The sequence below is a fragment of the Nocardioides sp. ChNu-99 genome, from assembly GCF_029493445.1.
In the GTDB taxonomy this organism is placed as follows: domain Bacteria; phylum Actinomycetota; class Actinomycetes; order Propionibacteriales; family Nocardioidaceae; genus Nocardioides.
Genome location: NZ_JAHWBL010000048.1, coordinates 1 through 26,416, shown reverse-complemented (window position 1 = coordinate 26,416; position 26,416 = coordinate 1). Strand labels below are relative to the sequence as shown.

The window sequence follows — 26,416 nt, the reverse complement described above, 5'->3', positions numbered from 1 at the left end:
CCGCCGCCGGCGCCGCCGCCGCACCCGTGCCCGGCGCCGAGACGGCGTCGGTGCGCCGGGCGCGCCGCGACCTCGAGAACGGCCTCGTCGGAGGGGTCGCCGCGGGGCTCGCCGCGCACCTCGCGGTGCCGCTCCTGGCCCTGCGGGTCTTCTTCGCGGTGGCGACGCTGCCGGGCGGTCTCGGCGTCGTGCTGTACGGCGCGTACTGGATGCTCCTGCCCCCCGCGACGGCCCCGGGTCCCGGCGCCCCCGGGCTGGCCGGAGCCACCCGCGACGGCCGCCGCCCCCGGCGTGCCCGGCACGTCGCCAACGTCGGCCAGGCCGCCGTGGTCGGCTCCGTCGCGGTCGGTTGCGTGCTGGTGGTCGAGGCGGCGGTCGGGCGCGGCACCCTCGTGTGGGCGCTCGCGCTCGTCGCGGGCGGCGTCGCGCTGCTGTGGCGCCAGGCCGACGAGGCGCAGCGGGAGCGGTGGCTGGAGCGCACCGAGTCCCTCGACCCGGTCGGCATGGTGCTGGGGTCCGGCGGCTGGGCGGCCTACGCGCGCCTCGCCGCCGGCGGCCTCCTGCTGGCCGGCGGCCTGCTCGTGCTCGTGCTCCGCGACGGCGGGCTCGCGGCGGCGCGCGAGGTGGTGCTGGCGGTGCTGCTGGGCATCGGCGGGCTCGCGGTGGTCGTCGGCCCGTGGGTCGTGCGACTGGTCAGCGACCTGGGCGAGGAGCGCGCCGAGCGGGTGCGCAGCCAGGAGCGCGCCGACGTCGCCGCCCACCTCCACGACTCGGTGCTGCAGACCCTCGCGCTGATCCAGAAGAACGCCCACGACCCGGTCGCGGTCGCGCGGCTGGCCCGCAGCCAGGAGCGCGACCTGCGCGGCTGGCTGTTCGCCGACGAGCGGACCGAGGCGAGCACCCTGGCCGGCGCGGTGCGGGCGGCCGCGGCGGCCGTCGAGGACGACCACGGGGTCGAGGTCGAGGTCGTCACGGTGGGGGACGCGCCGTACGACGAGCGGCTCGCCCCGGTCGTCGCCGCGACGCGGGAGGCCGTGGTCAACGCCGCGAAGCACGCGGGGACGGGGCGGGTGGACGTGTACGTCGAGGTGATCGGCGGCTCCGTCGACGTGTTCGTCCGGGACCGGGGCGCCGGGTTCGCCCCCGACGCCCTGCCGGCGGACCGGCACGGCGTGCGCGGCAGCATCGTCGAGAGGATGGGCCGGCACGGGGGCTGGGCGCGCGTGCGCTCCGCGCCGGGCGAGGGCACGGAGGTGCGCCTGCACCTGCCGGCGCCGACAGCGGGCCAGTCGGGCCAGTCGGGCCAGTCGGGCCAGTCGAGGGAGGACGGACAGTGAGCGACGAGGGCCGGGCGGTGCCGGTGCGGGTGGTGGTGGTCGACGACCACCACATGTTCCGCGCGGGCGTGCGCAGCGAGCTGGCGACCGCGGGCGTCGGGCGGGTCGAGGTGGTCGGCGAGGCCGCCGACGTGGACGAGGCGGTCGCCGTCGTCGCCCGCACACGGCCGGACGTGGTGCTGCTCGACGTCCACCTGCCCGGCGGTGGCGGGGTCGAGGTGGTGCGCCGCAGCGTCACGTCCGCCCCGGGCACCCGCTACCTCGCGCTCAGCGTCAGCGACGCGGCGGACGACGTCATCGGCACGATCCGCGGCGGCGCACGGGGCTACGTGACGAAGACGATCAGCGCGGGAGAGCTGGTCGACGCCATCGGCCGGGTGGCCGACGGTGACGCCGTCTTCTCCCCGCGCCTCGCGGGCTTCGTGCTCGACGCCTTCGCCGGCGCGATCCCGGTGGCGGACGTCGACGCGGACCTCGACCTGCTCTCCGAGCGGGAGCGGGAGGTGATGCGGCTCATCGCCCGCGGCTACGCCTACAAGGAGGTCGCCCGCGAGCTGTTCATCTCGGTCAAGACCGTCGAGACCCACATGTCGAGCGTGCTCCGCAAGCTGCAGCTCTCGTCGCGCCACGAGCTGGCCCGGTGGGCCTCGGACCGGCGCCTGCTCTGAGCGCGGGGGCCGGGCGGGGGGTTGGGCGGGCCCCCACGGGGTAACGGCAGGGATCGGGCGCCCCCAGGCGCTCCCGTGCACGGGAGGTACGACGAGATGACCGATCCCGCACCACCGGCCGCCCTCGGCGCCGAGGCTGCGCGGGCGCCGGACGACGGGCCCGACGACCTGCACCGCGCCATCACCGGCCGGCTGCTCTTCTTCTAGGTCCTCGGCGACGTCCTCGGCTCCGGCATCTACGTCCTCATCGGCGCGGTGGCCGCCGCGGTCGGCGGGGCCTTCTGGCTCGCGTTCATGGCCGGCGTCACCGTGGCCACCCTGACCGGGCTGGCCTACGCCGAGCTCGTCACGAAGTACCCGCAGGCAGCCGGCGCCGCGCTCTACGTCGGCAAGGCGTTCCGCTCGCCCGCGTTCACCTTCCTCGTCACCATCAGCATGCTCTCGGCGACCTTCGCGGCCGCGGGGTCGCTGGCGACGGGCTTCTCGACGTACTTCGCCGCGGTCTGGGACGCCCCGCCCGCGCTGCTGGTGTCGGTCGTCTTCGTCTGCCTGCTGGCGCTCGTCAACTTCATCGGCATCACCGAGTCCGTCGCCGCGAACCTCGTGATGACGGTGGTGGAGGTCTCGGGCCTCGTCATCATCGTGGTCATCGGCGTCGCCCACGTGGCGAGCGGCGAGGCGGACGCGGGGGTGCTCACCAGCTTCGAGGCCGACGGCAACCCCGTGTGGGCGCTGGTCGCCGGCGTCGCGCTCGCCTTCTTCGCCATGACGGGGTTCGAGAACGCGGCCAACGTCGCCGAGGAGACGGTCGACCCGCGGCGCACCTTCCCCCGCGCGCTGGTGGGCGGCATGGTCGGCGCCGGCATCGTCTACGTGCTCGTGGCCGTCAGCGCCGCGCTCGTCGTGCCGTTCGACCGCCTCGTCGCCACCGACGGCGACCCCGCGCTGCTGCAGGTGGTGCAGGCGGACGTCGTGCCCGTCCCCGACGGCACGATGGTGACGCTGTTCTCGATCATCGCCATGGTCGCGATCACGAACACGACCCTCGTCGCGATCGTGACGCAGTCGCGCATCCTCTTCGGCATGGCCCGCGAGGACGTCGTGCCCGGGGTGTTCGCGCGGGTGCACGCCACCCGGCGCAGCCCGTGGGTGGCCCTGGTCTTCGCCGCGGTGGTCGTCGTGGCCCTGCTGTGCGTGGGCACGCTGGTCGACCGCGCCGGGTGGGGCGGCAGCGATGGGCTCGTGACCACGCTCGCCAACGTCACGGTCGTGCTCCTGCTGTTCATCTACGGCCTCGTGATCGTCTCCGCGCTCCGGCTGCGCGGGACGGACGAGGGCCCGGGGACGTTCCGGGCGCCGACGGCGCTGCTCGTGCTCGGGCTGGCGGGCAACGCGGCGCTGCTCGTCTACGTCGTGGTGGACGACTGGACCTCGCTCGTGTGGTGTGCGGGGCTGCTCGGCCTGGGCGTCCTGCTCTACCTGTGCGAACGGGTGCTGGGACGGCGCCGGGACGGGGGTGCGTGATGCACGTCGTCGTCGCCACCGACGGGTCCCGGCAGTCGCTCGCCGCCGCCCGCCACCTGCGCTCGTTCGCCGACCCCGGCGCCCTCACGACGATCACGGTCCTCGCCGTGGTGCGGCCGCTGGCCGCGGTGTCGTTCGTCAACGAGCTCGACCCCGGCCCGCGGGAGTCGGCGACGCAGGAGGTGGCGTCGTTCCGCGACGCGGCCCGCGCCGCCACCGCGGCGGTCGCCGCCGTGTTCGCGGACTGGGGGCCCGAGGTCGCACGCCGGGTCCGCAGCGGCTCGCCGGGCGCCGAGATCATCCGGTTCGCCGAGGAGGTCGACGCCGGGCTGGTCGTCGTCGCCAGCGGCGGGCGGGGGCTCTCGGACCGGGTGCTCCTGGGCAGCACCGCCCAGCGGGTGCAGCAGTACGCGCCGTGCCCCGTGCTGGTGGTCCGTCCCCAGCCGCGTCGCAAGCGCTGAGGGCGGCGGCAGCACCGGCGCCGGCCGCGCCGGCGGGGACTACGCTGCGGGCCGTGGAGATCCTGCGCCTCGTCCTCCTGCTGCTGCACGTGCTCGGCTTCGCGGCCCTCATCGGCGGGCTGCTCGCCCAGGTGCGCGACCCCGAGAAGCGCATCACCCCGCCCGTGCGGGACGGGGTGGGTACGGCGTTCGTCGCCGGCCTGCTCCTCGTGGGCGTGCTCGAGGCCGGCGACGCCGCGGTCGACCACGGCAAGATCGCGGTCAAGTTGGGGATCGGCCTCGTGCTGCTGGTGCTGGTGATGGCCAACACCCGCAAGCCCCGCATCCCCGACGGGCTCTTCCTCGGGCTGCTCGTGCTCTCGGTGGTGCAGGTGGTCGTCGCCCTGTTCTGGTCGCCGGTGCACACCTTCGACTGAGCCGCCCGGGGCGGGTGCCCCGACCGTGACGGGGGGTGGCGGTGCGTACCCTTGACGCCACGATGTCCTCACCCTCCGTCCCCCCGGTCGACACCTTCGTCCTGCCCGGTCTCGAGCACCTCCAGGCCCGTCCCGAGCCCCCGTCGCGGGGCGCGGGGCGCGGTGCCGCACCCGCCGACGACGGCGCCGCCGAGCGCGCCGCCCTGCTCGAGGGCCTCAACGAGCCGCAGCGCCAGGCCGTCGTCCACGCCGGCAAGCCCCTCCTCGTGGTCGCGGGCGCCGGCTCGGGCAAGACCCGCGTGCTGACGCGGCGCATCGCCTGGCTGGTCTCGCAGCGGGGCGCGCACCCCGGCTCGATCCTCGCCATCACGTTCACCAACAAGGCGGCGGCCGAGATGAAGGAGCGCGTCGAGGCGCTCGTCGGTCGCCGGGCCCGCGTCATGTGGGTCTCGACGTTCCACTCCGCCTGCGTGCGGATCCTGCGCAAGGAGATCGACCGGCTGGGCTACTCGTCGAGCTTCTCGATCTACGACTCCGCCGACTCCCAGCGGCTCATGGGCCTCGTGCTCAGCGACCTCGAGCTGGACCCGAAGCGCTACCAGCCGCGCGCCGTGCTCGCCTGGGTCTCCAACGCCAAGAACGAGCTGAAGGACCCCGAGCAGGCCGCGGCCGACGCCAGCAACGGGCTCGAGGAGGCCTACGCGGCGGCGTACACGCAGTACCAGCGGCGCCTGCGCGACGCCAACGCGCTCGACTTCGACGACCTGATCATGACGACGGTGCACCTGTTCTCGGCGTACCCGGAGGTCCGGGAGGTCTACCGCCGCCGGTTCCGGCACGTCCTCGTGGACGAGTACCAGGACACCAACCACGCGCAGTACGCGCTCATCCACCAGCTGTGCGCCGACGACCCGGAGGCGGCGCGCGACTCCGGCACGCCGGTGCCGGGCGACGTCGGTGGCTCGGCGGGGGAGCGCGTCGGGCCCAGCGAGCTGATGGTGGTGGGCGACGCCGACCAGTCGATCTACGCGTTCCGCGGGGCCAACATCCGCAACATCCTCGACTTCGAGCAGGACTTCCCCGACGCCACGACGGTGATGCTCGAGCAGAACTACCGCTCGACGCAGACCATCCTCACCGCCGCCAACGCGGTGATCGGCAACAACGAGGGCCGCAAGCCCAAGCGGCTGTGGTCGGACGCGGGCGACGGCGAGCCGATCGTGGGGTACGTCGCGGACGACGAGCACGACGAGGCCCGCTTCGTCGCCGACGAGATCGACACCCTCACCGACGACCACGGGGTGCGCCCCGCCGACGTCGCGGTCTTCTACCGCACCAACGCGCAGTCGCGGGTGTTCGAGGAGATCTTCGTGCGGGTGGGGATGCCCTACAAGGTCGTCGGCGGCGTCCGCTTCTACGAGCGGCGCGAGGTGCGCGACGCCCTGGCCTACCTGCGGATGCTGGCCAACCCGGCCGACGAGGTGTCGCTGCGCCGGGTGGTCAACACGCCGAAGCGGGGGATCGGCGACCGGGCGCAGGCCTGCGTCGCCGCGCTCGCGGCGCGGGACGGCTCGACGTACTGGGAGGCGCTGCGCGTCGCCCACCGCGCCGACGGCATCGCCACGCGCTCGCTCAACTCGATCCGTGCGTTCGTGGACGTGGTGGAGCAGCTGCAGCAGATGGTGGCGGCCGACGAGCGGCCCGACGTCATCCTGGAGGCGGCGCTCGACCGCTCGGGCTACCTCGCGGAGCTCGAGGAGTCCGACGACCCGCAGGACCAGACGCGGCTGGAGAACCTGGCCGAGCTGGTGGCCGTGGCGCGGGAGTTCGCCGACGACCCGCAGGCGGGACCCTCCGCGGACCCCGACGACGTCGAGGCGGGCACCGTGACGCCGGGCCTCACCGACTTCCTCGAGCGGGTCGCGCTCGTCGCCGACGCCGACCAGATCCCCGACGACGACGGCACGGGCGGGGGCGTCGTCACCCTCATGACGCTGCACACGGCCAAGGGGCTGGAGTTCCCCGTCGTGTTCCTCACCGGCATGGAGGACGGGGTCTTCCCGCACATGCGCACGCTGGGCGACCGCAAGGAGCTGGAGGAGGAGCGCCGGCTGGCGTACGTCGGGCTGACCCGCGCCGAGCAGCGCCTCTACATCTCGCGCGCCGTGGTGCGCTCGGCCTGGGGCGCCCCGTCGCACAACCCGGCGTCCCGGTTCCTCGACGAGCTGCCGGTCGACCTCGTGGAGTGGCGGCGCACGGCCGCCGCCATGACGTCGTGGACGCGCTCCGACCTCGGGTCGGGCAACGCGGCGGCCGGCACCCGCCCGGGCGGCGGCTCGACGACACCGCTCGGGCTGCCCACCGCCGCCGGGCGCCGCAACTTCTCCGCGGCGGCCGCCCGCGCCGACGCCGCCGCGAAGGCGAAGAAGAACCGTCCGGTGCCGTCGCTGGCGCCCGGTGACCGGGTGGTGCACGACGCCTTCGGCATGGGCTCCGTCGTCACGGTGGAGGGGGCGGCCGAGAAGGCCGTGGCCTCCATCGACTTCGGGTCCCAGGGCGTCAAGCGCCTGCTGCTGCGCTACGCGCCGGTCGAGAAGCTCTGAGGAAGGCGAACGGCCCCGACGCGAGGCGTCGGGGCCGTTCGTGCGGGAGGCGCGGGGGCCGCCGGGTCTAGCTCAGGGGGTGACGCCGTTCTGCGCCATCGCGGCGGCCGGGTCGACCGGGTCGCCGGCACCGGGGCGCACCTCGAGGTGGAGGTGGGGACCGGAGCTGTTGCCGGTCGAGCCGACGTACCCGATGACGTCGCCGGCGGCGACCTCGGTGCCCGACGAGACGCTGATCGAGGACTGGTGGGCGTACCACATCTCCGTGCCGTCCTCGAGCGTGATGACGGTCTTGTTGCCGTAGCTGCCGGCGTACCCCGTCTCCGTGACCCGGCCGCCCGCGACGGCGCGGATGGGCGTGCCGGACGGGGCCGCGAAGTCGAGGCCGGTGTGGTAGCCCGACGCGTAGTAGGACTCGGCCTGACCGAACCGGTTGGTGAGGCGGTAGTTGTCGACCGGCAGCACCCAGGCGTTCAGCGCGAGCAGCTCCGCCTGCTCCTCCGCGGAGCTGGCGAGCAGCTGCAGCTCGGTCGAGCGGCGCTGCGCCTGGGCCTCGGTCTCGGCGATGGTCGCCTCGTCGGCGGCGTCCACGAGCGCGTCGCGCTCGGAGTCGCGGCTGACGGCGCGGGTGCGCTCGGTCAGCAGGTCGCTGCTGGAGGCCACCGTGGTGCCGGACATCGCGTTGCTGGCCGAGAGCCGGTACGACGCGGGGTCGACCTCGGCCGTCGGGCTGGCGCCACCCGCGGTGACGGCGCCGCCGGCGGAGATCGCCAGCACGGCGACGCCCGCCAGGACGGGAGCGGAGGGACGGATCGGCAGGCGCAGACCCGTCGGGGCGGCGGGCTCCTTCGCGCGGACCGCCTTGCGGCGCCCGGGCGTGGCGCTCGCGCCGGCCCGGCGCTCGGCGCGCGCCTGCGCGGCGAAACCGCGGACGTCGTACGTCGTCGCAGGGGACGCCTCGGTCGGCACGGCCGGCAGCGTGAGCGTGGTGTCCTCGAACGAGACCTCGGAGCGCACGCCGTGGTCGGCGGCGGCAGCGACGGACGGGAGCACCGTCTGCGGCGAGGGCGTGGTGGGTACCAGGGCCTCGCGGGCGGCCTCGTCGGCCAGCGCGGCCAGGGCCGGCGCGGCGGTCTCGGGGGACTCGTCGACCGGGTGCGCCTCGGTGGCCTCCGGCTCCGTGACGGGGCTGCGGCGCGGGGCGGGACGGGCGGCGCGCTTGCCTCCGGCAGGGCGAGGGGCGTCGGCGGTCGACGAGCCTGCGCGGCGGGGGCCGCGACGTTCGGCTCGGTGGTTGCCCATCTACCTCGTGTTCCTCGTTCGGTTCGGCAGGCGGGGGCCTGCGTTGACGTGCTCGGAAGGTCAGCGCCCGACTGTAACGGACGGACGCCGTCCGCCGGAATCCCGGGTTCGCGCCACCTGTGGATCGTGCCGCTGTGCCCCGGCGCGGACCCGGCGCGTGTGGCCGACGTCACGTCGTACCGGCCGGTGCGAGACCCCTGTGCTGCCGCGGACCGGGCGGGTCTATCGTGCCGCGAGGAATCCGGACTCTCACCTCACACAAAAAGGACTGGTCGGATCGTGGACCTGATGGAGTACCAGGCGAAGCAGCTCTTCGCGAAGCACGGCGTGGCCGTGACCGAGGGCATCGTGGCGAACACGCCCGACGAGGCCCGAGCGGCGGCCGAGCAGCTCGGCGTCGTCGTCGTCAAGGCGCAGGTGAAGGCCGGCGGACGGGGCAAGGCGGGCGGCGTCAAGCTCGCCAAGACGCCCGACGAGGCGCACGAGCACGCGTCGAACATCCTCGGCATGGAGATCAAGGGCCTCACGGTCAACCGGGTCCTCGTCGCCCCGGCCGCGAGCATCCAGGAGGAGTACTACTTCTCCTTCCTGCTCGACCGGGCCAACCGGCAGTACCTCTGCATCGCGTCCGTCGAGGGTGGTGTCGAGATCGAGGAGGTCGCGAGGACCAACCCCGAGGCCGTGCGACAGATCGCCATCGACCCGGGCACGGGCGTGGACGAGGCCAAGGCGCGCGCGATCGTGGCGGAGGCCAAGTTCCCCGAGGCCCTCACCGACCAGGCCGTGCAGATGATCCTGGCGCTGTGGAAGGTCTTCGTCGAGGAGGACGCCACCCTCGTCGAGGTCAACCCGCTCGCCCGTCTCGAGGGCGACGTCCTCGAGGCGCTCGACGGCAAGGTGTCGCTCGACGAGAACGCCGAGTTCCGTCACTCCGAGCACTCCGAGTTCGAGGACAAGGCCGCGGCCGACCCCCTCGAGGCGAAGGCCAAGGAGAAGGGCCTCAACTACGTCAAGCTCGACGGCGAGGTCGGCATCATCGGCAACGGCGCGGGTCTCGTGATGAGCACCCTCGACGTGGTCGCGTACGCCGGTGAGGCGCACGGCGGCGTGAAGCCCGCCAACTTCCTCGACATCGGCGGCGGCGCCTCGGCGCAGGTCATGGCCGACGGCCTCGACGTGATCCTCAACGACCCGCAGGTCAAGAGCGTCTTCGTCAACGTGTTCGGCGGCATCACCTCGTGCGACGCGGTGGCCAACGGCATCGTGGGCGCGCTCGACATCCTCGGCGACGAGGCCACCAAGCCGCTCGTCGTCCGCCTCGACGGCAACAACGTCGAGGAGGGCCGCCGGATCCTCGCGGAGCGCGACCACCCGCTGGTGACGGTCGTGCCGACGATGGACGGTGCGGCCGACAAGGCCGCCGAGCTGGCGAACGCCTGAGACGGGACGGAGAGAGAACATGTCGATCTACCTCAACAAGGACTCCAAGGTCATCGTCCAGGGCATCACGGGCGGTGAGGGCACCAAGCACACCGCCCTCATGCTCAAGTCCGGCACGAACGTCGTGGGCGGCGTCAACGCCCGCAAGGCGGGCACGACCGTCAGCCACTTGGACAAGGACGGCAACGCCGTCGAGCTGCCCGTGTTCGCCTCCGTCGCGGAGGCGATGAAGGAGACGGGCGCCGACGTGTCCGTCGCGTTCGTCCCGCCGGCGTTCACCAAGGACGCGGCCATCGAGGCCATCGACGCGGGCATCGGCCTGCTCGTGGTCATCACCGAGGGCGTGCCCGTGCAGGACACGGCCGAGGTGTGGGCGTACCTGGACGGCAAGTCCACCCGGATGATCGGTCCCAACTGCCCCGGCATCATCACGCCGGGCGAGGCGCTCGCCGGCATCACGCCGGCGACGATCGCGGGCAAGGGCCCCGTCGGCCTCGTGTCGAAGTCGGGCACGCTGACCTACCAGATGATGTTCGAGCTGCGCGACTACGGCTTCTCGACCGCCATCGGCATCGGCGGCGACCCGATCGTCGGGACCACCCACATCGACGCCCTCGCGGCGTTCGAGGCGGACCCGGAGACGAAGGCCATCGTCATGATCGGCGAGATCGGCGGCGACGCCGAGGAGCGGGCCGCGGCGTACATCAAGGACAACGTGACGAAGCCGGTCGTCGGCTACGTCGCGGGCTTCACGGCCCCCGAGGGCAAGACGATGGGCCACGCCGGCGCCATCGTCTCGGGATCCTCGGGCACCGCCCAGGCGAAGAAGGAGGCCCTCGAGGCCGTCGGCGTCAAGGTCGGCAAGACGCCGTCCGAGACCGCTCGCCTCATGCGGGAGATCCTCGACGCGCTCTGAGTCGCACCGCACGCCCGACAGGGCCCGCCCCCGCGAGGGGGCGGGCCCTGTTCGCGTCCGGGGGCGGGGGTCGCGGACCGAACCCACCGCTTCCGGTGGAAAGGTCGGCACCGGAAGTGACGGGTTCCCCGGTGCACCGGGGAACCCGCCACCCCCGGCGCTCAGCCCTCGGAGGGGGCGGGGGTCGCGGGGGCCGCGGGCTCGGCGGGGGCGCTGGGCGCCGCGGTGGTGGCCGGGTCGGCGGGCGCGGCGGCGGCGCTGGCGTTGACCTGGGCCAGGCGCTGGCGGGCGCGGTCGACGACGGCGACGAACTCCTCGTCCTCGAGCGTCGCGTCGCCGGCGGGCACGAGGTTGACCTGGGTGACCAGGGCGCCGGCGCGGGCGACCCCCATGAGCATGCGCACGGTGGAGTCCTCGCCGACGCGCACGTCGATGCTCCACACGAGCAGGCGGCCGTCGTCGTACGTCTCGTCGCCGATCAGCTCGGCGCCGGTGACGAGGTCCTTCTCCTGGCAGTCGGCGACCAGGCCCTCGATGGCGCCCACGAAGCCCTGGGCGACCTGGGCGTCGGCGAACGTGCCGGTCGACTGGCTGAGCCCGAAGGTGTCGGGCAGCCCGGCGTCGGTGATGAGGAAGGTGCGGGTGACCGGGGACGCGATGCCCGCGTTGACGAAGTTCGCGTTGTCGCAGACGGTGGCCGACTCGGTGCCGGTGGTGGGTGCGGCGGGCCGCGTCCCCGACCAGGGCAGCTCGACGCCGGGCACGGGGGGCAGGTCGACCACGTCGAGCAGGTACGGGTCGTCGCCGACGGGCAGGGGCAGTCGCGGCACCAGGGCGGGGTCGCTCGCGCACTCCCCGCCGCCCTCGGTCTCGCAGATCCGGTTGACGCCGGTGGCCAGCAGGTTCGCCACGGTCGGGCCCGCGTCCTCCTCCGCGCCGGCGACGTCCGCGACGGTGACGGTGGTGATGTCGCCCGTGCGGGCCACGCCGGCCGTGACGATGCCGGCCTCCTCGCCGCTGCGCCGCAGCACGAAGGCGACGGCCTCGTCGCCGACGCCCTCCACGGCGTACGTCGCCACGAGCTGCGTGCGCGGGATCGAGCAGCCCGCGAGCCACGAGGCCCACTCGCCGTAGGCACCGCCGGCGGCCTCGGCCGACCGCGAGAGCTCGCTGGCCTGGAACGCCTGGAGCAACCGGCCGTCGGTGGTGGTGGCCCGGAAGGTGCGCACGAAGCCGGCGAGCCCGTCGGTGTCGGCGTACCGCGCCTCCTGGCACGGCAGCACGAGGCCGTCGCCCGGGGTGTTGTCCGTGGTCGTGGTGGTCCACGTCAGGTCCGGGCCCAGCACCTCCACGTCGGCGGTCGGCAGGAGCGTGTCGACGGTCAGGCTGTCCGCGAGCTCCGGCGAGGTCAGCGTCGGCGGGCTGCCCGGCACCGGGATGTCGCGGTCCACCGAGCGCGCGAGCGAGGTCGGGGTGCCCGTCTCGTCGTGCACCACGAACCCGGACGCCCCGACGGCGACGACCGCGAGCGCGGCGCCGACGACGGCGTGGGTGCGGCGCCGACGGGAGCCGGCCCGCCGCAGGATCGAGGGCCGGGGCCACCGCGCGTCGGCCGTCGCGGCCGCGGCGGCGACACCGAGGGTGGCCGTCACCTCCTCGGGCGTGACCAGGCCGAGGGCCTCGGCGTACTCCGCCCGGCCGACGGCGAGGTGGCGCGCCCCCTCCTCGAGCGTCACACCGGCCTCGCGGGCGGCGTCGCCCAGCGCGAGGTCGGCGAGCTCGGAGAGCAGCAGCAACCGGCGCGGGGCGCCGTCCAGGGCGGCGAGCGCCTCGAGGGTCGCGGTCACCTCGGGCGCGAGGCCCTTCTCGCGGTGCCAGGGGCGCGTCGTGGCGCGGCGCTGGGCCTGGGCCCAGGTGCGCGGCCGCACCTCCGCCTCCGGGTCGCCGGACGCGGCGACCTTCGACCAGCGGTGCCACGCCGCCACGAACGCCTCGCGCACGGCGCTGCGGGCCGCCGGCAGGTCACCGGTGAGGAGGTAGGTCTGGGCCAGCAACCGGTCGCGGGCGTCCTTGTAGAACGCGTCGAACGCATCGGAGTCGGCCATGGCGGCGTCCACGGTAGCCGACGGCCCGGGTGCCCGGGACCGGCACCCGACCCCGCCCGAGCCGGGTGCGGCGTGTCGGGCGAGGGCTCCCCGGTCGTCGCCCCGGGCGCGGCGAGGATGGGTGCGATGACTTCCGTGCTCCCCGGCCTCCGGTCCCGCCCGCCCGCCGCGCCGGCACCGCGCAGCCTCGTGCTCGTCGCCTCGGCCGGCGGCGCCGTGGCGGCGCTGTCGACGCTCGTGGTGGCCCTCGCGGTGGGTGTCGTCGGCTGGTTCGTCACCGACGCCGGCGCCCACGGGCGGCCCTCCGGCGCGCTGCGCGTGGGGGCGCTGGGCTGGCTGACGGGCCACGGCTCGGGGGTCGACGTGCAGGGCACGCCCGTGACGATGGTGCCGCTGGGCATCACGCTGGTCTGCGCCGTCGTCTGCTGGCGGCTGGGGCTGCGCACGGGCGAGACGCTCGCCCCCCACGGCCCGGACGCCCGGGCGATCGCCGCGGGGGAGCGGGACCTCGTCGTGCCCACGGCCGTGGGGCTGTTCGCCGCGGCGTACGTCGTGGCCGCCCTGCTGGTCGCCGTGCTGGCCTCGGGCCCGGGCGACGGGGTCTCGCTCGCCGGCGTGCTCACCTGGTCCCTCCTGCTGGCCGGCGGCGTCGGCGGGGCGGGCGTCGCCGTCGGCTCCGGGCGCGCCGCCGTGTGGGCGGACCTCGTGCCCGTCGACGTCCGCGACGGCCTCGCCGCCGCCGTGGCCCTCGTCCTCGCCTGGACCGTCGTGGCGGGTCTGCTGGCCGCGACCGGCCTCGCGCTCGGCCTCTCCGACGCCGCGTCGACGTTGTCGCGGCTCGAGACCGGCCCCGGTACGGCGGTGCTCGTCGTCGGGCTCGCCCTGCTGCTCGTGCCGAACATGGTCGTCATGGCCGGCGCCTACGGCCTGGGCCCGGGCTTCGCGCTGGGGACGGGCACGGTCGTGGCCCCGTCCGCGGTCGCGCTCGGGCCCGTCCCGGTGTTCCCGCTCGTCGCCGCCACGCCGGCCGCGCCGGTCCCCGGGTGGCTCGCGACCGCCCTGCTCCTCGCCCCGTTCGTGCTCGCGGCCGTCGTGGTCGCCCTGGTGCAGCGCGTCCGGCCCACCACCCGCCTCGAGGTCGGGGCGGTGCGCGGCGGGGCGGCCGGCGTGCTCGCCGGTCTCGCCCTCGGCGTGGTGGCCCGCCTGGCGGGCGGGGCCGTGGGCCCGGGCCGCATGGCCGAGGTGGGCCCCTTCGCGGGGGACGTCACCGTGCACGCCGTCGTCGCGTTCGCGACCGGCGGTCTCGTGGGCGGTCTCCTCATGACGCTGCTCCAGCGCCGCCGTCTCCCGGCGGCCTGAGCGGCCGCGCGCCCACCGCGCGCCCGGCCCCTAGACTCCCGGCCGTGCCCGACCAGCCCGCCCGCCTCGTCGTCCTCGTCTCCGGCTCCGGGACCAACCTGCAGGCGCTCCTCGACGCCGCCGCCGACCCGGCGTACGGCGCGCGCGTGGTCGCCGTCGGGGCCGACCGGGACGGCGTGGAAGGCTTGCGCCGGGCCGAGCGGGCCGGCGTACCGACCTTCGTCGAGCGGCTGCGCGACCACCCCGACCGGGCGGCGTGGGACGCCGCGCTCGCCGACGCGGTCGCGGGCCACGCCCCCGACTGGGTGGTGCTGGCGGGCTTCATGAAGCTCGTCGGCCCCGCGTTCCTCGACCGCCTCGGGGGCCGCGTCGTCAACACCCACCCCGCGCTGAGCCCCAGCTTCCCGGGGATGCACGGGCCGGCCGACGCGCTCGCGTACGGCGTCAAGGTCAGCGGCGCGACCCTCTTCGTGGTCGACGCGGGCGTCGACACCGGCGTCATCCTCGCCCAGAGCGCGGTGCCCGTCCTCGACACCGACGACGCCGACGCGCTGCACGAGCGCATCAAGGTCGCCGAGCGGGCGATGCTCGTCGACACCGTCGGACGCCTCGCGCGCGAGGGGCTGCACGTCGAGGGCCGCACCGCCCGCTTCGGCGCGGCGCCCGGAGTCGCACCCACCCCCGCCGTCGAGTAGCCGTCGACTAGCCTGGGCCCCACACGACTGGCGCAGGTGGTCGACCACCAGGGAGTGCAGCAGCGTGCGCATCGACCGCCTGGGTGCGCACCGGATGTCCGCCTTCGTCCCCACGAGGAGTTCCACCGTGAGCAGTCCCGACCAGGTCCCCGTGCGCCGCGCGCTCGTCTCCGTCTTCGACAAGACGGGGCTCGAGACCCTCGTCCGCGGCCTCGCCGACGCGGGCGTCGAGCTCGTCTCCACCGGCGGCTCCGCCGCCCTCATCGCCGGCCTCGGCCTCCCCGTCACCAAGGTCGAGGACCTGACGGGCTTCCCCGAGTGCCTCGACGGCCGCGTGAAGACCCTGCACCCCCGCGTGCACGCCGGCATCCTGGCCGACCGCCGCCTCGACTCCCACGTCGCGCAGCTGGCCGACCTCGGCGTCGAGCCGTTCGACCTCGTGGTCGTCAACCTCTACCCGTTCCGCCAGACCGTCGCGTCGGGCGCGTCGCCCGACGAGTGCGTCGAGCAGATCGACATCGGCGGCCCGTCGATGGTCCGCGCGGCCGCGAAGAACCACCCGTCCGTCGCCGTGCTGACCTCTCCTGCGGCGTACGACGAGGCGCTCGCCGCCGTCGCCGCAGGCGGCTTCACGCTGGCCCAGCGCCGGCAGCTGGCCGCGCAGGCGTTCGCCCACACGGCGGCCTACGACGTCGCCGTGGCCGAGTGGTTCGCGGGTGACTACACCGCCGCCACCGACGCCGACGGCGCGGGCTGGCCCGCGTTCACCGGCTCGGCCCTCACCCGCTCGGCCGTGCTGCGCTACGGCGAGAACCCGCACCAGTCGGCGGCGCTCTACGTCGACGGCACCGGCGGGCTCGCCGAGGCCGACCAGCTGCACGGCAAGGAGATGTCCTACAACAACTACGTCGACACCGACGCCGCCCGGCGGGCGGCCGCCGACTTCGACGAGCCGGCCGTCGCCATCATCAAGCACGCCAACCCGTGCGGCATCGCGGTCGGCGCCGACGTGGCCGAGGCCCACGCCCGCGCCCACGCCTGCGACCCGGTCTCCGCGTTCGGCGGCGTCATCGCCGCCAACCGCCCGGTCTCCGTGGCGATGGCCGAGCAGGTCGCCGAGGTCTTCACCGAGGTCGTCGTCGCCCCCGACTTCGAGCCCGGCGCCCTCGAGGTGCTGACCCGCAAGAAGAACATCCGCGTCCTGCGCTGCGCCGCCGACGTCGAGCGCCCCCCGCTCGAGGTGCGCCCCGTCTCCGGCGGCCAGCTCGTGCAGCAGGCCGACCGCCTGCAGGCCGAGGGGGACGACCCGTCGACGTGGACGCTGGCCACCGGCGAGGCCGCCTCGCCCGAGCTGCTCGCCGACCTCGCCTTCGCCTGGCGCGCGGTGCGCGGCGTGAAGTCGAACGCGATCCTGCTCGCGAAGGACGGCGCCTCGGTGGGCGTCGGCATGGGCCAGGTCAACCGCGTCGACTCCTGCCGCCTCGCCGTCGAGCGGGCCGGCGACCGGGCCCGCGGCTCGGTGGCCGCCTCCGACGCGTTCTTCCCCTTCGAGGACGGGCCGCAGATCCTCATCGACGCGGGCGTCGCGGCGATCGTGCAGCCCGGCGGCTCGGTGCGCGACGAGCTCACCATCGAGGCGGCGAAGGCCGCGGGCGTGACGATGTACCTCACCGGCACCCGCCACTTCGCCCACTGAGCGGCCGACGAGACCCGACGACGAGACCCGACGACGAGGACGAGGACGACATGACCGCGCAGAAGCTCGACGGCAGCGCCACCGCGAGGGCCATCAAGGGCGAGGTGGCGTCGCGCGTCGCCGCCCTGGCGGAGAAGGGCGTGGTGCCCGGCCTGGGCACCGTGCTGGTCGGCGACGACCCCGGCAGCCGCTGGTACGTCAACGGCAAGCACAAGGACTGCGCCGAGGTGGGCATCGCGTCCATCCGCGTCGACCTGCCCGCCACCGCCACGCAGGCCGAGATCGAGGACGCCGTCCGCGGCCTCAACGAGGACCCGGCGTGCACCGGCTACATCGTGCAGCTCCCCCTGCCGAAGGGCATCGACGAGAACCGCGTGCTCGGGCTCGTCGACCCGGCCAAGGACGCCGACGGCCTGCACCCGACCAACCTCGGCTGGCTCGTGCTGGGCGAGGACGCGCCGCTGCCCTGCACGCCCTACGGCATCGTCGAGCTGCTGCGCCGCCACGGCGTGGAGATCGCCGGCGCCGAGGTCGTCGTCGTGGGTCGCGGCGTGACCGTGGGCCGCCCGCTCGGGCTGCTGCTCACCCGCCGCAGCGAGAACGCGACGGTGACGCTGTGCCACACCGGCACCCGCGACCTGGCGGCGCACGTGCGGCAGGCCGACGTCGTGGTCGCCGCGGCCGGCGTGCCCGGGATCATCACGGCCGACATGGTCAAGCCCGGCGCCGCCGTGCTCGACGTCGGCGTCTCCCGCGTCGACGGCAAGATCGCCGGCGACGTGGCCGACGACGTGTGGGAGGTGGCGGGCTGGGTCTCGCCCAACCCGGGCGGCGTGGGCCCGATGACGCGCGCGATGCTGCTGGCGAACGTGGTGTCGCTGGCCGAGAGCCGGGTCTGAGGCTCGTGGTCCTGCCGGGCTCCCGCGCCGACGACGGTACGCCGGACCGCGCGCGCCGCCGGTTCCTGCCGGCGCACCTCGGGGGGTACGCCTACCTCGCCGTGATGCTCCTGTGCGGCATCGGCCTGTGGGTCGTCGTCACGGGGGACTGGCGCGCGGGCGTCCGGTGGATCGCCGCCGCCCTGCTGGGCGGGGGCGCGGCCCGGCTCGTGCTGCCGGCGGGTCAGGCCGGCATGCTCGGCGTGCGCAACCGGTTCACCGACGCCAGCCTGCTGCTGGCCGTGGGTGCGGCGCTGCTCCTGTTGGCCGAGGACATCCCGGAGCAGCCGGGCGCCTGAGCGCCCGGCCGCTCCGGGGGCGGCGGCAGGCCGTGGGCCCGGTGGGGGCCAGGAGGCTCAGACCAGCCCGAGCTCGGTGACCGCCTGGCGCTCCTCCTCGAGCTCGGCGACCGAGGCGTCGATGCGCGCACGCGAGAAGTCGTCGATCTCGAGGCCCTGGACGATCTCCCAGTCGCCGTCGCGCGTCGTCACGGGGAACGACGACACGAGGCCCTCGGGCACGCCGTACGAGCCGTCGGAGACGACCGCCATCGACACCCAGTCGTCGGCGGCGGAGCCGGACAGCCAGTCGCGGGCGGCGTCGATGGTGGCGGAGGCGGCCGAGGCCGCCGACGACGAGCCGCGCGCCTCGATGATCGCGGCGCCGCGCTTGGCCACCGTCGGGATGAACGTGTCCGCGATCCAGGCCTGGTCGTCGACGACCTCGGCCGCGTTGCGCCCGCCGATCTCGGCGTGGAACAGGTCGGGGTACTGCGTGGCGGAGTGGTTGCCCCAGATCGTCATGCGGCGGATCTCGGAGACGGGCGACCCCGTGCGCCGCGCCAGCTGGGCGAGCGCGCGGTTGTGGTCGAGGCGCGTCAGCGCAGTGAAGCGCTCGGCGGGGATGTCGGGGGCGTTGCGCTGGGCGATGAGCGCGTTCGTGTTCGCGGGGTTGCCGGTCACGCCGATGCGCACGCCGTCGGCGGCCACCTCGTTGAGGGCCTTGCCCTGCTCGGTGAAGATCGCGCCGTTGGCCGAGAGCAGGTCGCCGCGCTCCATCCCCTTGGTGCGCGGGCGCGCGCCGACCAGCAGCGCGAGGTCGACCCCGTCGAAGACCTTCCGGGGGTCGTCGCCGATCTCGACGCCGGCCAGGCCCGGGAACGCGCAGTCGTCGAGCTCCATCACGACGCCCTCGAGCGCCCCCAGCGCGGGCGTGATCTCCAGCAGGCGCAGCTCGACCGGCCGGTCGCCCGTCAGCGCCCCGCTGGCGAGCCGGAACAGCAGGCTGTAGCCGATCTGGCCGGCGGCCCCGGTGACGGCGACCTTGAGGGGGGACGTGCTCACGTGGACTCCTGGGGTGCGAGGCGGCGGGACGGGCGGGACGGGCGGCACGGGCGCGCCCGGTCGCGACGCTAGCAGCGTCCCGGGAGGACGGCGAGACCTGCGTCACACGTCCGGGGGCGCTGGCATGCTGGCCCCCATGACCCCTCCCGTGTCGCGGCGGCGCCTCCTGACCGCCGCGGTCGCGACGCCCCCGGCCGTGCTGCTGGGCGCCTGCGGGACTGGTCCGGCGACGGCCCCGCCGTCCGGGGTCGACGAGCTGACGGTGCCCACGCCGACGCCCGACCCGGCCGACTTCGTGGCCGACGTCGACAACCCGTGGTGGCCGCTGGTGGGCGGCACGACCCGGGTGTACGGCGACGCGACGGGCCGGCGGCTCCGGCGCACGGTCGGCGGCGCCCCGGAGCGGGTCGGCGGCGTGCCCGCGACCGGCGTGCGCACCGAGGCGGTCGCCGCCACGTGGGGCACGCGGGCGCTGCCGTCGGAGCGCACGTCGTGGTTCGCGCAGGACCGTCGGCGCAACGTCTGGCTGGTCGGTGGCACCCTCGCCGACGGGTCGCGCTGGGAGGCCGGCGTCGACGGGGCCGAGGCGGGCCTGGTCGTCACCGGCGTGCCGCGGGTGGGGGACGGTTACGTGCGCCTGGCCGTGCCGGGCCTGGCCGCGGAGCGGGTGCGCGTGCGGGAGGTGGGGGAGGTCGCCCCGGTCGCCGGCCAGGACCTCGAGGTGCTGCTGCTCGAGGTCACGACCGGTGGCCCGACGCGGGACGAGGGCCGGCCCCGCGCCGCCCGCCGCGGCGAGGAGCTCCTGGCCCGCGGCGTCGGCCTGGCCCGCTTCGACGAGCCCGGAGCGACCTGGACGCTGCGGGGGCCGTGACACCTCGGGGGCGACCTGCGACGCTGGCCACCGGGCGTCAGGTGCCAGTGCGCGTCAGGTATCTTGACGTCGAGAGATTCTTCCGACCGCCTCGAGAGCTCAGGAGTCGACCACGCCCATGGCCAAGATCATCTACACCCACACCGACGAGGCGCCGCTGCTCGCGACGTACTCCTTCCTGCCGATCGTCGAGGCCTACGCCGCGACCGCGGGAGTGGACGTGGAGACGCGCGACATCTCGCTGGCGGGCCGCATCATCGCCCAGTTCCCCGAGCGCCTGACCGAGGAGCAGCGTCTCGACGACGCCCTCGCCGAGCTGGGCCAGCTGGCCACGCAGCCCGAGGCCAACATCATCAAGCTGCCCAACATCTCCGCCTCCATCCCGCAGCTGAAGGCCGCGGTCAAGGAGCTGCAGGAGCAGGGCTACGACCTGCCGGCGTACCCGGAGAACCCGACCACGGACGAGGAGCGGGAGATCCGCGCCAAGTACGACAAGGTCAAGGGCTCCGCCGTGAACCCCGTGCTGCGCGAGGGCAACTCCGACCGCCGCGCGCCCGCGTCGGTCAAGGGCTACGCCAAGGCCCACCCGCACCGCATGGGGGCGTGGAGCGCGGACTCGAAGACGAACGTCGCGACGATGGGCAAGGACGACTTCCGCTCCAACGAGAAGTCGGTCGTCATCCCCGCCGACGACACGCTGCAGATCGTGCACGTCGGCACCGACGGGTCCGAGACCGTGCTCAAGGACGCGGTGGAGGTCCTCGCGGGCGAGGTCGTCGACGCGACCTTCATGGACGTCGCCGCGCTGCGCCGCTTCCTCGCCGAGCAGGTCGCGCGCGCCAAGGCCGAGGGCATCCTCTTCTCCGCCCACCTCAAGGCCACGATGATGAAGGTCTCGGACCCGATCATCTTCGGCCACGTCGTGCAGGCGTTCCTCCCGACCCTCTTCGAGCAGTACGGCGAGCAGCTGCGGGCCGCGGGCATCTCCCCGAACGACGGCCTCGGCGGCCTGCTGAGCGCCGTCGAGAGCCTGCCCGAGGGCGAGGCCATCAAGGCCGCCGTGCAGCAGGGACTGGCCGACGGCCCGGCGCTGGCGATGGTGGACTCCGACAAGGGCATCACCAACCTGCACGTGCCGAGCGACGTCATCATCGACGCGTCCATGCCGGCCATGATCCGCACGTCGGGTCACATGTGGGGCCCGGACGGCGAGGAGGCCGACACCCTCGCGGTGATCCCCGACTCGTCCTACGCAGGCGTCTACCAGACCGTCATCGACGACTGCCGGGCCAACGGCGCCTTCGACCCCGCGACCATGGGCTCGGTGCCCAACGTGGGCCTGATGGCGAAGGCTGCGGAGGAGTACGGCTCCCACGACAAGACCTTCGAGATCCCGGCCGCCGGCACCGTCGAGGTGCGCAACGGCGCGGGCGAGGTGCTGCTGAGCCACGACGTGCAGCCGGGCGACATCTGGCGCGCCTGCCAGACCAAGGACGCGCCCATCCGCGACTGGGTGAAGCTGGCCGTGACCCGCGCCCGCGCCACCGGCGCCCCGGCCGTGTTCTGGCTCGACCAGACCCGCGCCCACGACGCCAACCTCATCGCGCTGGTGGAGAAGTACCTGCCCGAGCACGACACCGAGGGCCTGACGATCGAGATCATGGCGCCGGCGGAGGCGACGGCGTACTCGCTCGAGCGCATCCGCCGCGGCGAGGACACCATCTCGGTGACCGGCAACGTGCTGCGCGACTACAACACCGACCTGTTCCCGATCCTCGAGCTCGGCACGTCGGCCAAGATGCTCTCGGTCGTGCCGCTGATGAACGGCGGCGGCCTCTTCGAGACCGGCGCCGGCGGCTCCGCGCCGAAGCACGTGCAGCAGCTGGTCAAGGAGAACTACCTGCGCTGGGACAGCCTCGGCGAGTTCTTCGCGCTGGCGGCCTCCTTCGAGCACCTGGCCACGTCGACCGGCAACGCCCGCGCCCAGGTGCTGGCCGACACCCTCGACCGCGCCACGGGCACGTTCCTCAACGAGGACAAGTCGCCCACCCGCCGGGTCGGCGGGATCGACAACCGCGGCTCGCACTTCTACCTGGCGCTGTACTGGGCCGAGGAGCTGGCCGCGCAGAGCGAGGACGCCGAGCTGGCCTCCGCGTTCTCCGCCCTCGCCACGTCGCTGCGCGCCGACGAGGAGAAGATCGTGGGCGAGCTGGCGGCGGTGCAGGGCAGCCCGGCCGACATCGGGGGCTACTTCCGTCCCGACCCGGCCAAGGCCGAGGCCGTCATGCGCCCCAGCACGACGCTGAACGCCGCGATCGCGACGCTCTGACCCGTCCCCGGCAGCCCTCCGGGGCGCCGTACGACGCACTCCACCGGGTGCGGTCCGCAGCCGCGGGCCGCACCCGGTGGTGCGTCCGGGCTGGAGCGGTCGGGGATGATGGCCGGGTGAGCCTGCGTCGTACCGCCCCGTTCCTGCCCGCCCTGGCCCTGGGCCTCGTCGCCCTCGCCGGGTGCTCCGAGGTCGAGACGGCCGTCCGCGACGCCGCCTCCGACGCCGGCTGCAGCCTCGCGCAGGACGCCGTCGACGGCGTCACCGGTCAGGCGCACGCGGCCGCCGACCAGCTGGGCGTCGACCCCGCCGGCGCCGAGCGCGAGCTGACCGCCCTGCGCGACGGTCTCGCCACCGCCGAGCAGGGCCTCTCGGGCGAGCTGCGCGGCCACGTGGAGGACGCGCGCACCGCCCTCGACGCCCTCGTCACCCAGGCCCGCGCGGCCGCTGACGGGACCGTCGACCAGCAGGCGGTCGCCGAGGCCGAGGCGCAGCTCGACACGGCGGTCCAGGAGCTCACCACCGTCTGCTGAGCCGCTGGGTGGGCCGGCGGGTCGAAAAGGGGAGGCGGAGCGTCGGTGCTCCCGCCTACGGTCGACCCGACATGAGCGGCGCCGACACCTCCACCTCCCCTCCCGCGACCCACCCGGGTCGCCCCGCCGGCGGTCCCGGCCACCCCGGCGACCCCGGTGGTCCCGCGCCCGACCGGTCCCCGGGCCCCGCGTCCGGTCGGTCGCGCTCGCGGGGCGGGAGCCGGGCGCCCGTGTCCCGCACGGTCGACGCGCGCCGGCTGCGGGCGCCCGCCACGGTGGTCGCCCTCGCGCTCTCGTTCCTCGGCGCGGTGGGGGAGACGTTGGGCACGGTGGTCGCCGGACGCCTCGCGGCGGGTCCGAGCGGCGTGCTGCTGGCGCTGCTGGCCGCCTGCCTGGTGGGCGGCGCGGCGCTGGACTCCGTGGGTCGCGTGCTGTGGGCCGGTGTGGCGGACCGCGCCGAGGGCCGACTGCGCGACGACCTCCTCGACGCCGCGCTCCACCAACCGCTCGCGACGTTGTCGGAGCAGGCGGTGGGCGAGGTGCTCGACCGGGTGGACGACGACACCCACGACGTCGGCACGCTGGTGCGCCGCCAGGTCTGGGAGGCGCTGCGGACCGTCTTCGCCGCGCTGCCCATGTGGGTCGTCGCCGGGCTGACGTGGTGGCCGGCCTGGTTCCTGTTCCCGCTCGTCGGCACGCTCGCGGTGCTCTCCGTCCGGCCGCTGCTGGCCGACCTGACGCGCCGGAAGGTCGAGGAGGAGGTCGCCTGGACCGACCACGCCGCCGCCTTCGAGGAGGGCGTCGCCGCCCGCGACGACCTGCGCACCTCGCTGGGCCAGGCCCACGTGCTGCGCCGCACGAGCGAGCTGGCCGCGCGGGTGCACCGCACGATGGCCGCGGTGGTGGCCAGCCAGGCCGCGATCGCGCTGCGCACGGGGTGCTGCTGCACGCCCTGCTGGCCGGCACGGCGATCACCGGCGTCGCGCTCGTCGTCGACGACTCCCTCTCGGTCGGTCGGGTCGTCACGCTCTTCCTCGTCACGACCACCTTCGTCGGCCAGGTCGACCAGATGGCGCGCCACATCCCCGACCTGCAGGCCGGCCTCGGTGCGCTCGTGCGGCTGCGACAGCTGCTGGGTGCGGAGCGGGAGCCGGAGGGCGGCGCCCCGGTGCCCGCCGAGGCGGACCTCGAGCTGCGCCACCTGACGTTCGCCTACGAGGAGGGCACCTTCGCCCTCGCCGACGTCTCCCTGCGCGTGCCGACGGGGCGCACGTGCGCGCTGGTGGGCCGCTCCGGCTCCGGCAAGTCCACCCTCGCGGCCCTGGTCTCGCGGGCCCACGAGCCGCCGCGGGGCAGCGTGCTGCTCGGCGGCGCGGACGTGCGCGACCTCGACCTGGAGGACTTGCGCCGCCGGGTCGGCGTCGTCACGCAGCGCACCGAGATCCTGGCCGGCACGCTGGCCGAGAACATCGCGCTGTTCGCCGACGTCCCGCGCCGGCAGCTTGAGGCGGCGGTGGACGAGCTCGGTCTCGGCGCCTGGGTGGCCGGGCTGCCCGCGGGCCTCGACACGCCCCTGGGCCCCGGTGGCACGAGCCTGTCGGCGGGCGAGGAGCAGCTCGTCGCCTTCGCGCGGCTGCTCGTGCGTGACGTGCGCGTCGTCGTGCTCGACGAGGCGACGGCGCGGATGGACCCGGTGACCGAGGAGACCGTCGTGCGCGCCGCCGACCGGCTGCTCGCGGGCCGCACCGGCCTGCTGGTGGCCCACCGGCTCTCCACCATCGCGCGGGCCGACCTCGTCGCCGTGCTCGAGCGTGGCCGTGTCGTGCAGCAGGGGGAGCGGCGCACGCTCGCCCGGCAGCCCGGGCCCTTCCACGACCTGCTCGAGGCGGCGCAGGAGACGGTGCAGGAGACGGAGCAGGAGACGGTGCCCCAGGAGGGGGCGGCCGAGGGGGCGGTCGGGGTGGCCACGCCGGACGTCGCACCCGCCCCGGTGGGCGGCGTACGACGGCAGGGGGAGCCGCTGGGACGGCCCGAGCCCGGCGAGGGGCCGAGCCTGGCGCGCGGCATCCTGTCGGCGATCGCGGTGCGGCCGGCCTGGGGCCTGTTCGCGGCGGTCCTCTTCCTGCTGTCCGCGCTGACGGGGGCGTTCGGCGCGGTCAGCGCGTTCCTGTGGGGCCGGGTCGTGCAGGACGTGGCCGGGGACGGCGGCGGGGTCCCGTGGCTGCTGGTGGCCCTGCTGGTCGTCAGCCTGCTCGCCGGCCCGCTGCTGCTCACCGACGCCGTGCGCCGCTACCCCCGCTGGTGGATCGAGGTGCTGCTGCGGGTCCGCACGACGGTGCTCCTCGGGCAGACCGCCCAGGAGCGCCTGCCGCGCACGCCGCCCGGGGAGGTGGCGGGCCGCGCCCTCGACGCCGACCGCTACGCCCGGTACGCCGACCGCTGGGTCGACCTCGTCAACGCCCTCGTCATCGTGGTCGTCACCACCGTGCTCGGCGGGAGCCTGCTGGCGGGCGCCGTGCTCCTGGCCGTCATGGTGGCCTCGTCGCTCGCGTCCTCGCTCGGGCGCCCGCTGGCCGGGCGGTCGGCGGCGGCTGCGGCCACCGCCCGCGCGGGCTTCGGGCGCTCGCTCGTCTCGGCGCTCGACGCCGCACGCACGGTCAAGCTCGCCGCCGCCACGCCGGCCGTGCAGCGCCACCTGCGCGCGGTCGACGGGGGGCGGGTGGACGCCGCCGTGCGCGAGCACCGGGTGCAGGCCGCGCTAGACGGCGTGCCCCTCGTCGTGGTGCAGGGCGGGGTCGTGGCCGCCTGGGGCATCCACCTCGCCGGGGGCTGGGACCTGGCGACGGCGCTGCTGGTGTCCGCGGCCGTCACCGGCTTCGACTACTTCGGCCTGGTCGCCGGGTGGGTGATCACCGAGGCCCCCGGCACCCGGGCGTGGCAGCGTGCCACGAGCCGGTTCGCCGGCGGGGTGGACCTCGTGCGGCTCCCGCCGGGCGTCGACCTCGTGCGGGGTACGGCGCCCCCGCCGCCGCCCGTGGTCCGCGAGCCGCTGCGCACCCTCGAGCTGCAGGGGCTCGCGGCCGTCCACGACGACGGCACGCGCGGCGTCGTCGACGTCGACCTCACGGTGCGGGCCGGTGAGCTGGTGCTGCTGCTGGGCCAGGTGGGGTCCGGGAAGTCGAGCCTGCTGGGAGCCGTGGCGGGCCTCGTCGACCACACGGGCACGCTGCGGTGGAACGGCCGCCCGGTCACCGACCCGGAGCACTTCCTGCGCCCCGCGCAGGTGGCCCACGTCGCCCAGGTGCCGCGCGTGCTGTCGGGCACGTTCGACGACAACGTGCGGCTCGACCACGACCGGGCCGTCGGCCCGGCGGTGACGGCGGCGCGCCTGGGGGCCGACGTCGAGGCGGCGGGCGGACCGGACGCGCTGGTCGGGCACCGCGGCGTACGCCTGTCCGGGGGGCAGGTGCAGCGCCTGGCCCTGGCCCGCGCGCTGGCCTGCGAGCCCGAGCTGCTCGTCGCCGACGACGTGTCGAGCGCGCTCGACGCCCGCACGGAGGTCGAGCTGTGGCGGGGGCTGCGTGCGCAGGGCACCACGGTGCTCGGCGCCACCTCGAAGCGCGCGGCGCTCGTGCAGGCGCACCGGGTCGTCGTGCTCGTCGACGGGGCGGTGGTCGCGGACGGGCCGTGGGCGGAGCTGTCCGCCCGGTGGGGCCACCTCGCGGGATGAGGCACGGCACGGGTGCCCGGGCGCCGACCGGTGGTGCAGGTCACCGGGGCGGCGAGGAATCGCCGCGACCGCCCGTCGAGTTGCAGCATGAGTGCCGATGACGACCTCGACCTCCCCCCCGCCGCCGTCCGACCGCGCCCGCGACCCCGA

The 26,416-nt window shown here is 75.3% G+C and carries 20 protein-coding genes and 1 pseudogene; 18 read left to right on the top strand and 3 right to left on the bottom strand.

The features are described from left to right. The 6 genes and pseudogenes from KK617_RS14440 to pcrA form a co-directional block, all read left to right on the top strand. The coding region (locus KK617_RS14440) for an ATP-binding protein (protein ID WP_346813215.1) at positions 1-1,337 on the top strand (1,337 nt) is incomplete at its 5' end. Next, positions 1,334-2,005 carry a response regulator transcription factor gene (locus KK617_RS14435; protein WP_277500781.1) on the top strand — a complete coding sequence of 224 codons (672 nt, stop codon included), beginning with the start codon at positions 1,334-1,336 and terminating at the stop codon, positions 2,003-2,005. The genes KK617_RS14440 and KK617_RS14435, both read left to right, overlap by 4 nt. A 219-nt stretch (positions 2,006-2,224) precedes the next feature. Continuing rightward, positions 2,225-3,529: pseudogene (locus KK617_RS14430) on the top strand (APC family permease); the annotation flags it as partial. Next, a complete protein-coding gene (locus KK617_RS14425; RefSeq protein WP_277500783.1) occupies positions 3,529-3,990 on the top strand; it encodes a universal stress protein in 462 nt (153 codons plus the stop codon). The pseudogene KK617_RS14430 and the gene KK617_RS14425, both read left to right, overlap by 1 nt. A gap of 53 nt (positions 3,991-4,043) precedes the next feature. Beyond that, positions 4,044-4,406, top strand: a complete 363-nt coding sequence (locus KK617_RS14420) for a hypothetical protein (protein WP_277500780.1) — start codon at positions 4,044-4,046, stop codon at positions 4,404-4,406. 62 nt (positions 4,407-4,468) lie between these two features. Further along, positions 4,469-7,009, top strand: a complete 2,541-nt coding sequence (gene pcrA, locus KK617_RS14415; protein WP_277500779.1) for a DNA helicase PcrA — start codon at positions 4,469-4,471, stop codon at positions 7,007-7,009. 72 nt (positions 7,010-7,081) lie between these two features. Here pcrA and KK617_RS14410 read toward each other — a convergent pair whose 3' ends face one another. Then, on the bottom strand, positions 7,082-8,311 hold the full coding sequence (locus tag KK617_RS14410) for a M23 family metallopeptidase (protein ID WP_277500778.1): 1,230 nt from the start codon (positions 8,309-8,311) through the stop codon (positions 7,082-7,084). A 279-nt stretch (positions 8,312-8,590) separates the two neighbouring features. Between KK617_RS14410 and sucC the strand changes: the two genes are divergently transcribed. Next, positions 8,591-9,751, top strand: coding sequence for an ADP-forming succinate--CoA ligase subunit beta (gene sucC / locus KK617_RS14405; RefSeq protein WP_277500777.1), 1,161 nt, complete (start codon positions 8,591-8,593; stop codon positions 9,749-9,751). 19 nt (positions 9,752-9,770) lie between these two features. Next, positions 9,771-10,667 (top strand): succinate--CoA ligase subunit alpha, encoded by an 897-nt coding sequence (gene sucD, locus KK617_RS14400; RefSeq protein ID WP_277500776.1) that lies wholly within the window; start codon positions 9,771-9,773, stop codon positions 10,665-10,667. A 161-nt stretch (positions 10,668-10,828) separates the two neighbouring features. On the opposite strand, the gene KK617_RS14395 is transcribed toward sucD, so the two are convergent. After that, positions 10,829-12,772 carry a hypothetical protein gene (locus tag KK617_RS14395; protein WP_277500775.1) on the bottom strand — a complete coding sequence of 648 codons (1,944 nt, stop codon included), beginning with the start codon at positions 12,770-12,772 and terminating at the stop codon, positions 10,829-10,831. Between the two features lie 126 nt (positions 12,773-12,898). On the opposite strand from KK617_RS14395, the gene KK617_RS14390 reads away from it, so the two are divergent. The 5 genes from KK617_RS14390 to KK617_RS14370 all read left to right on the top strand — a co-directional run bounded on the left by KK617_RS14390 (position 12,899) and on the right by KK617_RS14370 (position 17,759). After that, a complete protein-coding gene (locus tag KK617_RS14390) occupies positions 12,899-14,131 on the top strand; it encodes a DUF6350 family protein (RefSeq protein ID WP_277500774.1) in 1,233 nt (410 codons plus the stop codon). A gap of 44 nt (positions 14,132-14,175) precedes the next feature. Beyond that, positions 14,176-14,826 (top strand): phosphoribosylglycinamide formyltransferase, encoded by a 651-nt coding sequence (gene purN / locus KK617_RS14385; protein ID WP_277500773.1) that lies wholly within the window; start codon positions 14,176-14,178, stop codon positions 14,824-14,826. Positions 14,827-14,953: 127 nt separating this feature from the next. Beyond that, complete coding sequence (gene purH, locus KK617_RS14380) at positions 14,954-16,522, top strand: bifunctional phosphoribosylaminoimidazolecarboxamide formyltransferase/IMP cyclohydrolase (protein WP_277500772.1); 1,569 nt, start codon at positions 14,954-14,956, stop codon at positions 16,520-16,522. A 50-nt stretch (positions 16,523-16,572) separates the two neighbouring features. Continuing rightward, positions 16,573-17,421, top strand: a complete 849-nt coding sequence (locus KK617_RS14375; protein ID WP_277500771.1) for a bifunctional methylenetetrahydrofolate dehydrogenase/methenyltetrahydrofolate cyclohydrolase — start codon at positions 16,573-16,575, stop codon at positions 17,419-17,421. A 5-nt stretch (positions 17,422-17,426) separates the two neighbouring features. Then, positions 17,427-17,759, top strand: a complete 333-nt coding sequence (locus KK617_RS14370) for a DUF3017 domain-containing protein (RefSeq protein ID WP_277500770.1) — start codon at positions 17,427-17,429, stop codon at positions 17,757-17,759. Between the two features lie 57 nt (positions 17,760-17,816). Here KK617_RS14370 and KK617_RS14365 read toward each other — a convergent pair whose 3' ends face one another. After that, entirely contained in the window at positions 17,817-18,803 is a 987-nt protein-coding gene (locus tag KK617_RS14365) for a malate dehydrogenase (RefSeq protein WP_277500769.1), read from the bottom strand. Between the two features lie 136 nt (positions 18,804-18,939). Between KK617_RS14365 and KK617_RS14360 the strand changes: the two genes are divergently transcribed. The 5 genes from KK617_RS14360 to KK617_RS14340 all read left to right on the top strand — a co-directional run bounded on the left by KK617_RS14360 (position 18,940) and on the right by KK617_RS14340 (position 26,266). Continuing rightward, entirely contained in the window at positions 18,940-19,674 is a 735-nt protein-coding gene (locus tag KK617_RS14360) for a hypothetical protein (protein ID WP_277500768.1), read from the top strand. A gap of 118 nt (positions 19,675-19,792) precedes the next feature. After that, a complete protein-coding gene (locus KK617_RS14355; RefSeq protein ID WP_277500767.1) occupies positions 19,793-22,003 on the top strand; it encodes an NADP-dependent isocitrate dehydrogenase in 2,211 nt (736 codons plus the stop codon). Between the two features lie 116 nt (positions 22,004-22,119). Then, positions 22,120-22,536, top strand: coding sequence for a hypothetical protein (locus tag KK617_RS14350; protein ID WP_277500766.1), 417 nt, complete (start codon positions 22,120-22,122; stop codon positions 22,534-22,536). Positions 22,537-22,766: 230 nt separating this feature from the next. Beyond that, the gene (locus tag KK617_RS14345; protein WP_277500765.1) at positions 22,767-23,741 is read left to right on the top strand and encodes an ABC transporter transmembrane domain-containing protein; all 975 of its coding nucleotides are present in this window, start codon (positions 22,767-22,769) and stop codon (positions 23,739-23,741) included. Next, a complete protein-coding gene (locus tag KK617_RS14340; RefSeq protein WP_277500782.1) occupies positions 23,651-26,266 on the top strand; it encodes an ATP-binding cassette domain-containing protein in 2,616 nt (871 codons plus the stop codon). Before KK617_RS14345 ends, KK617_RS14340 begins: the two co-directional genes overlap by 91 nt. Positions 26,267-26,416: the final 150 nt, after the last annotated feature.

Bases quoted from the DNA above. Each gene is read 5' to 3' on its own strand.
- pcrA (WP_277500779.1), top strand. From the start codon at position 4,469: ATGTCCTCACCCTCCGTCCCCCCGGTCGACACCTTCGTCCTGCCCGGT.
- KK617_RS14360 (WP_277500768.1), top strand. From the start codon at position 18,940: ATGACCCCTCCCGTGTCGCGGCGGCGCCTCCTGACCGCCGCGGTCGCG.
- KK617_RS14395 (WP_277500775.1), bottom strand. From the start codon at position 12,772: ATGGCCGACTCCGATGCGTTCGACGCGTTCTACAAGGACGCCCGCGAC.
- KK617_RS14410 (WP_277500778.1), bottom strand. From the start codon at position 8,311: ATGGGCAACCACCGAGCCGAACGTCGCGGCCCCCGCCGCGCAGGCTCG.
- KK617_RS14375 (WP_277500771.1), top strand. From the start codon at position 16,573: ATGACCGCGCAGAAGCTCGACGGCAGCGCCACCGCGAGGGCCATCAAG.
- KK617_RS14425 (WP_277500783.1), top strand. From the start codon at position 3,529: ATGCACGTCGTCGTCGCCACCGACGGGTCCCGGCAGTCGCTCGCCGCC.
- sucD (WP_277500776.1), top strand. From the start codon at position 9,771: ATGTCGATCTACCTCAACAAGGACTCCAAGGTCATCGTCCAGGGCATC.
- KK617_RS14355 (WP_277500767.1), top strand. From the start codon at position 19,793: ATGGCCAAGATCATCTACACCCACACCGACGAGGCGCCGCTGCTCGCG.
- KK617_RS14390 (WP_277500774.1), top strand. From the start codon at position 12,899: ATGACTTCCGTGCTCCCCGGCCTCCGGTCCCGCCCGCCCGCCGCGCCG.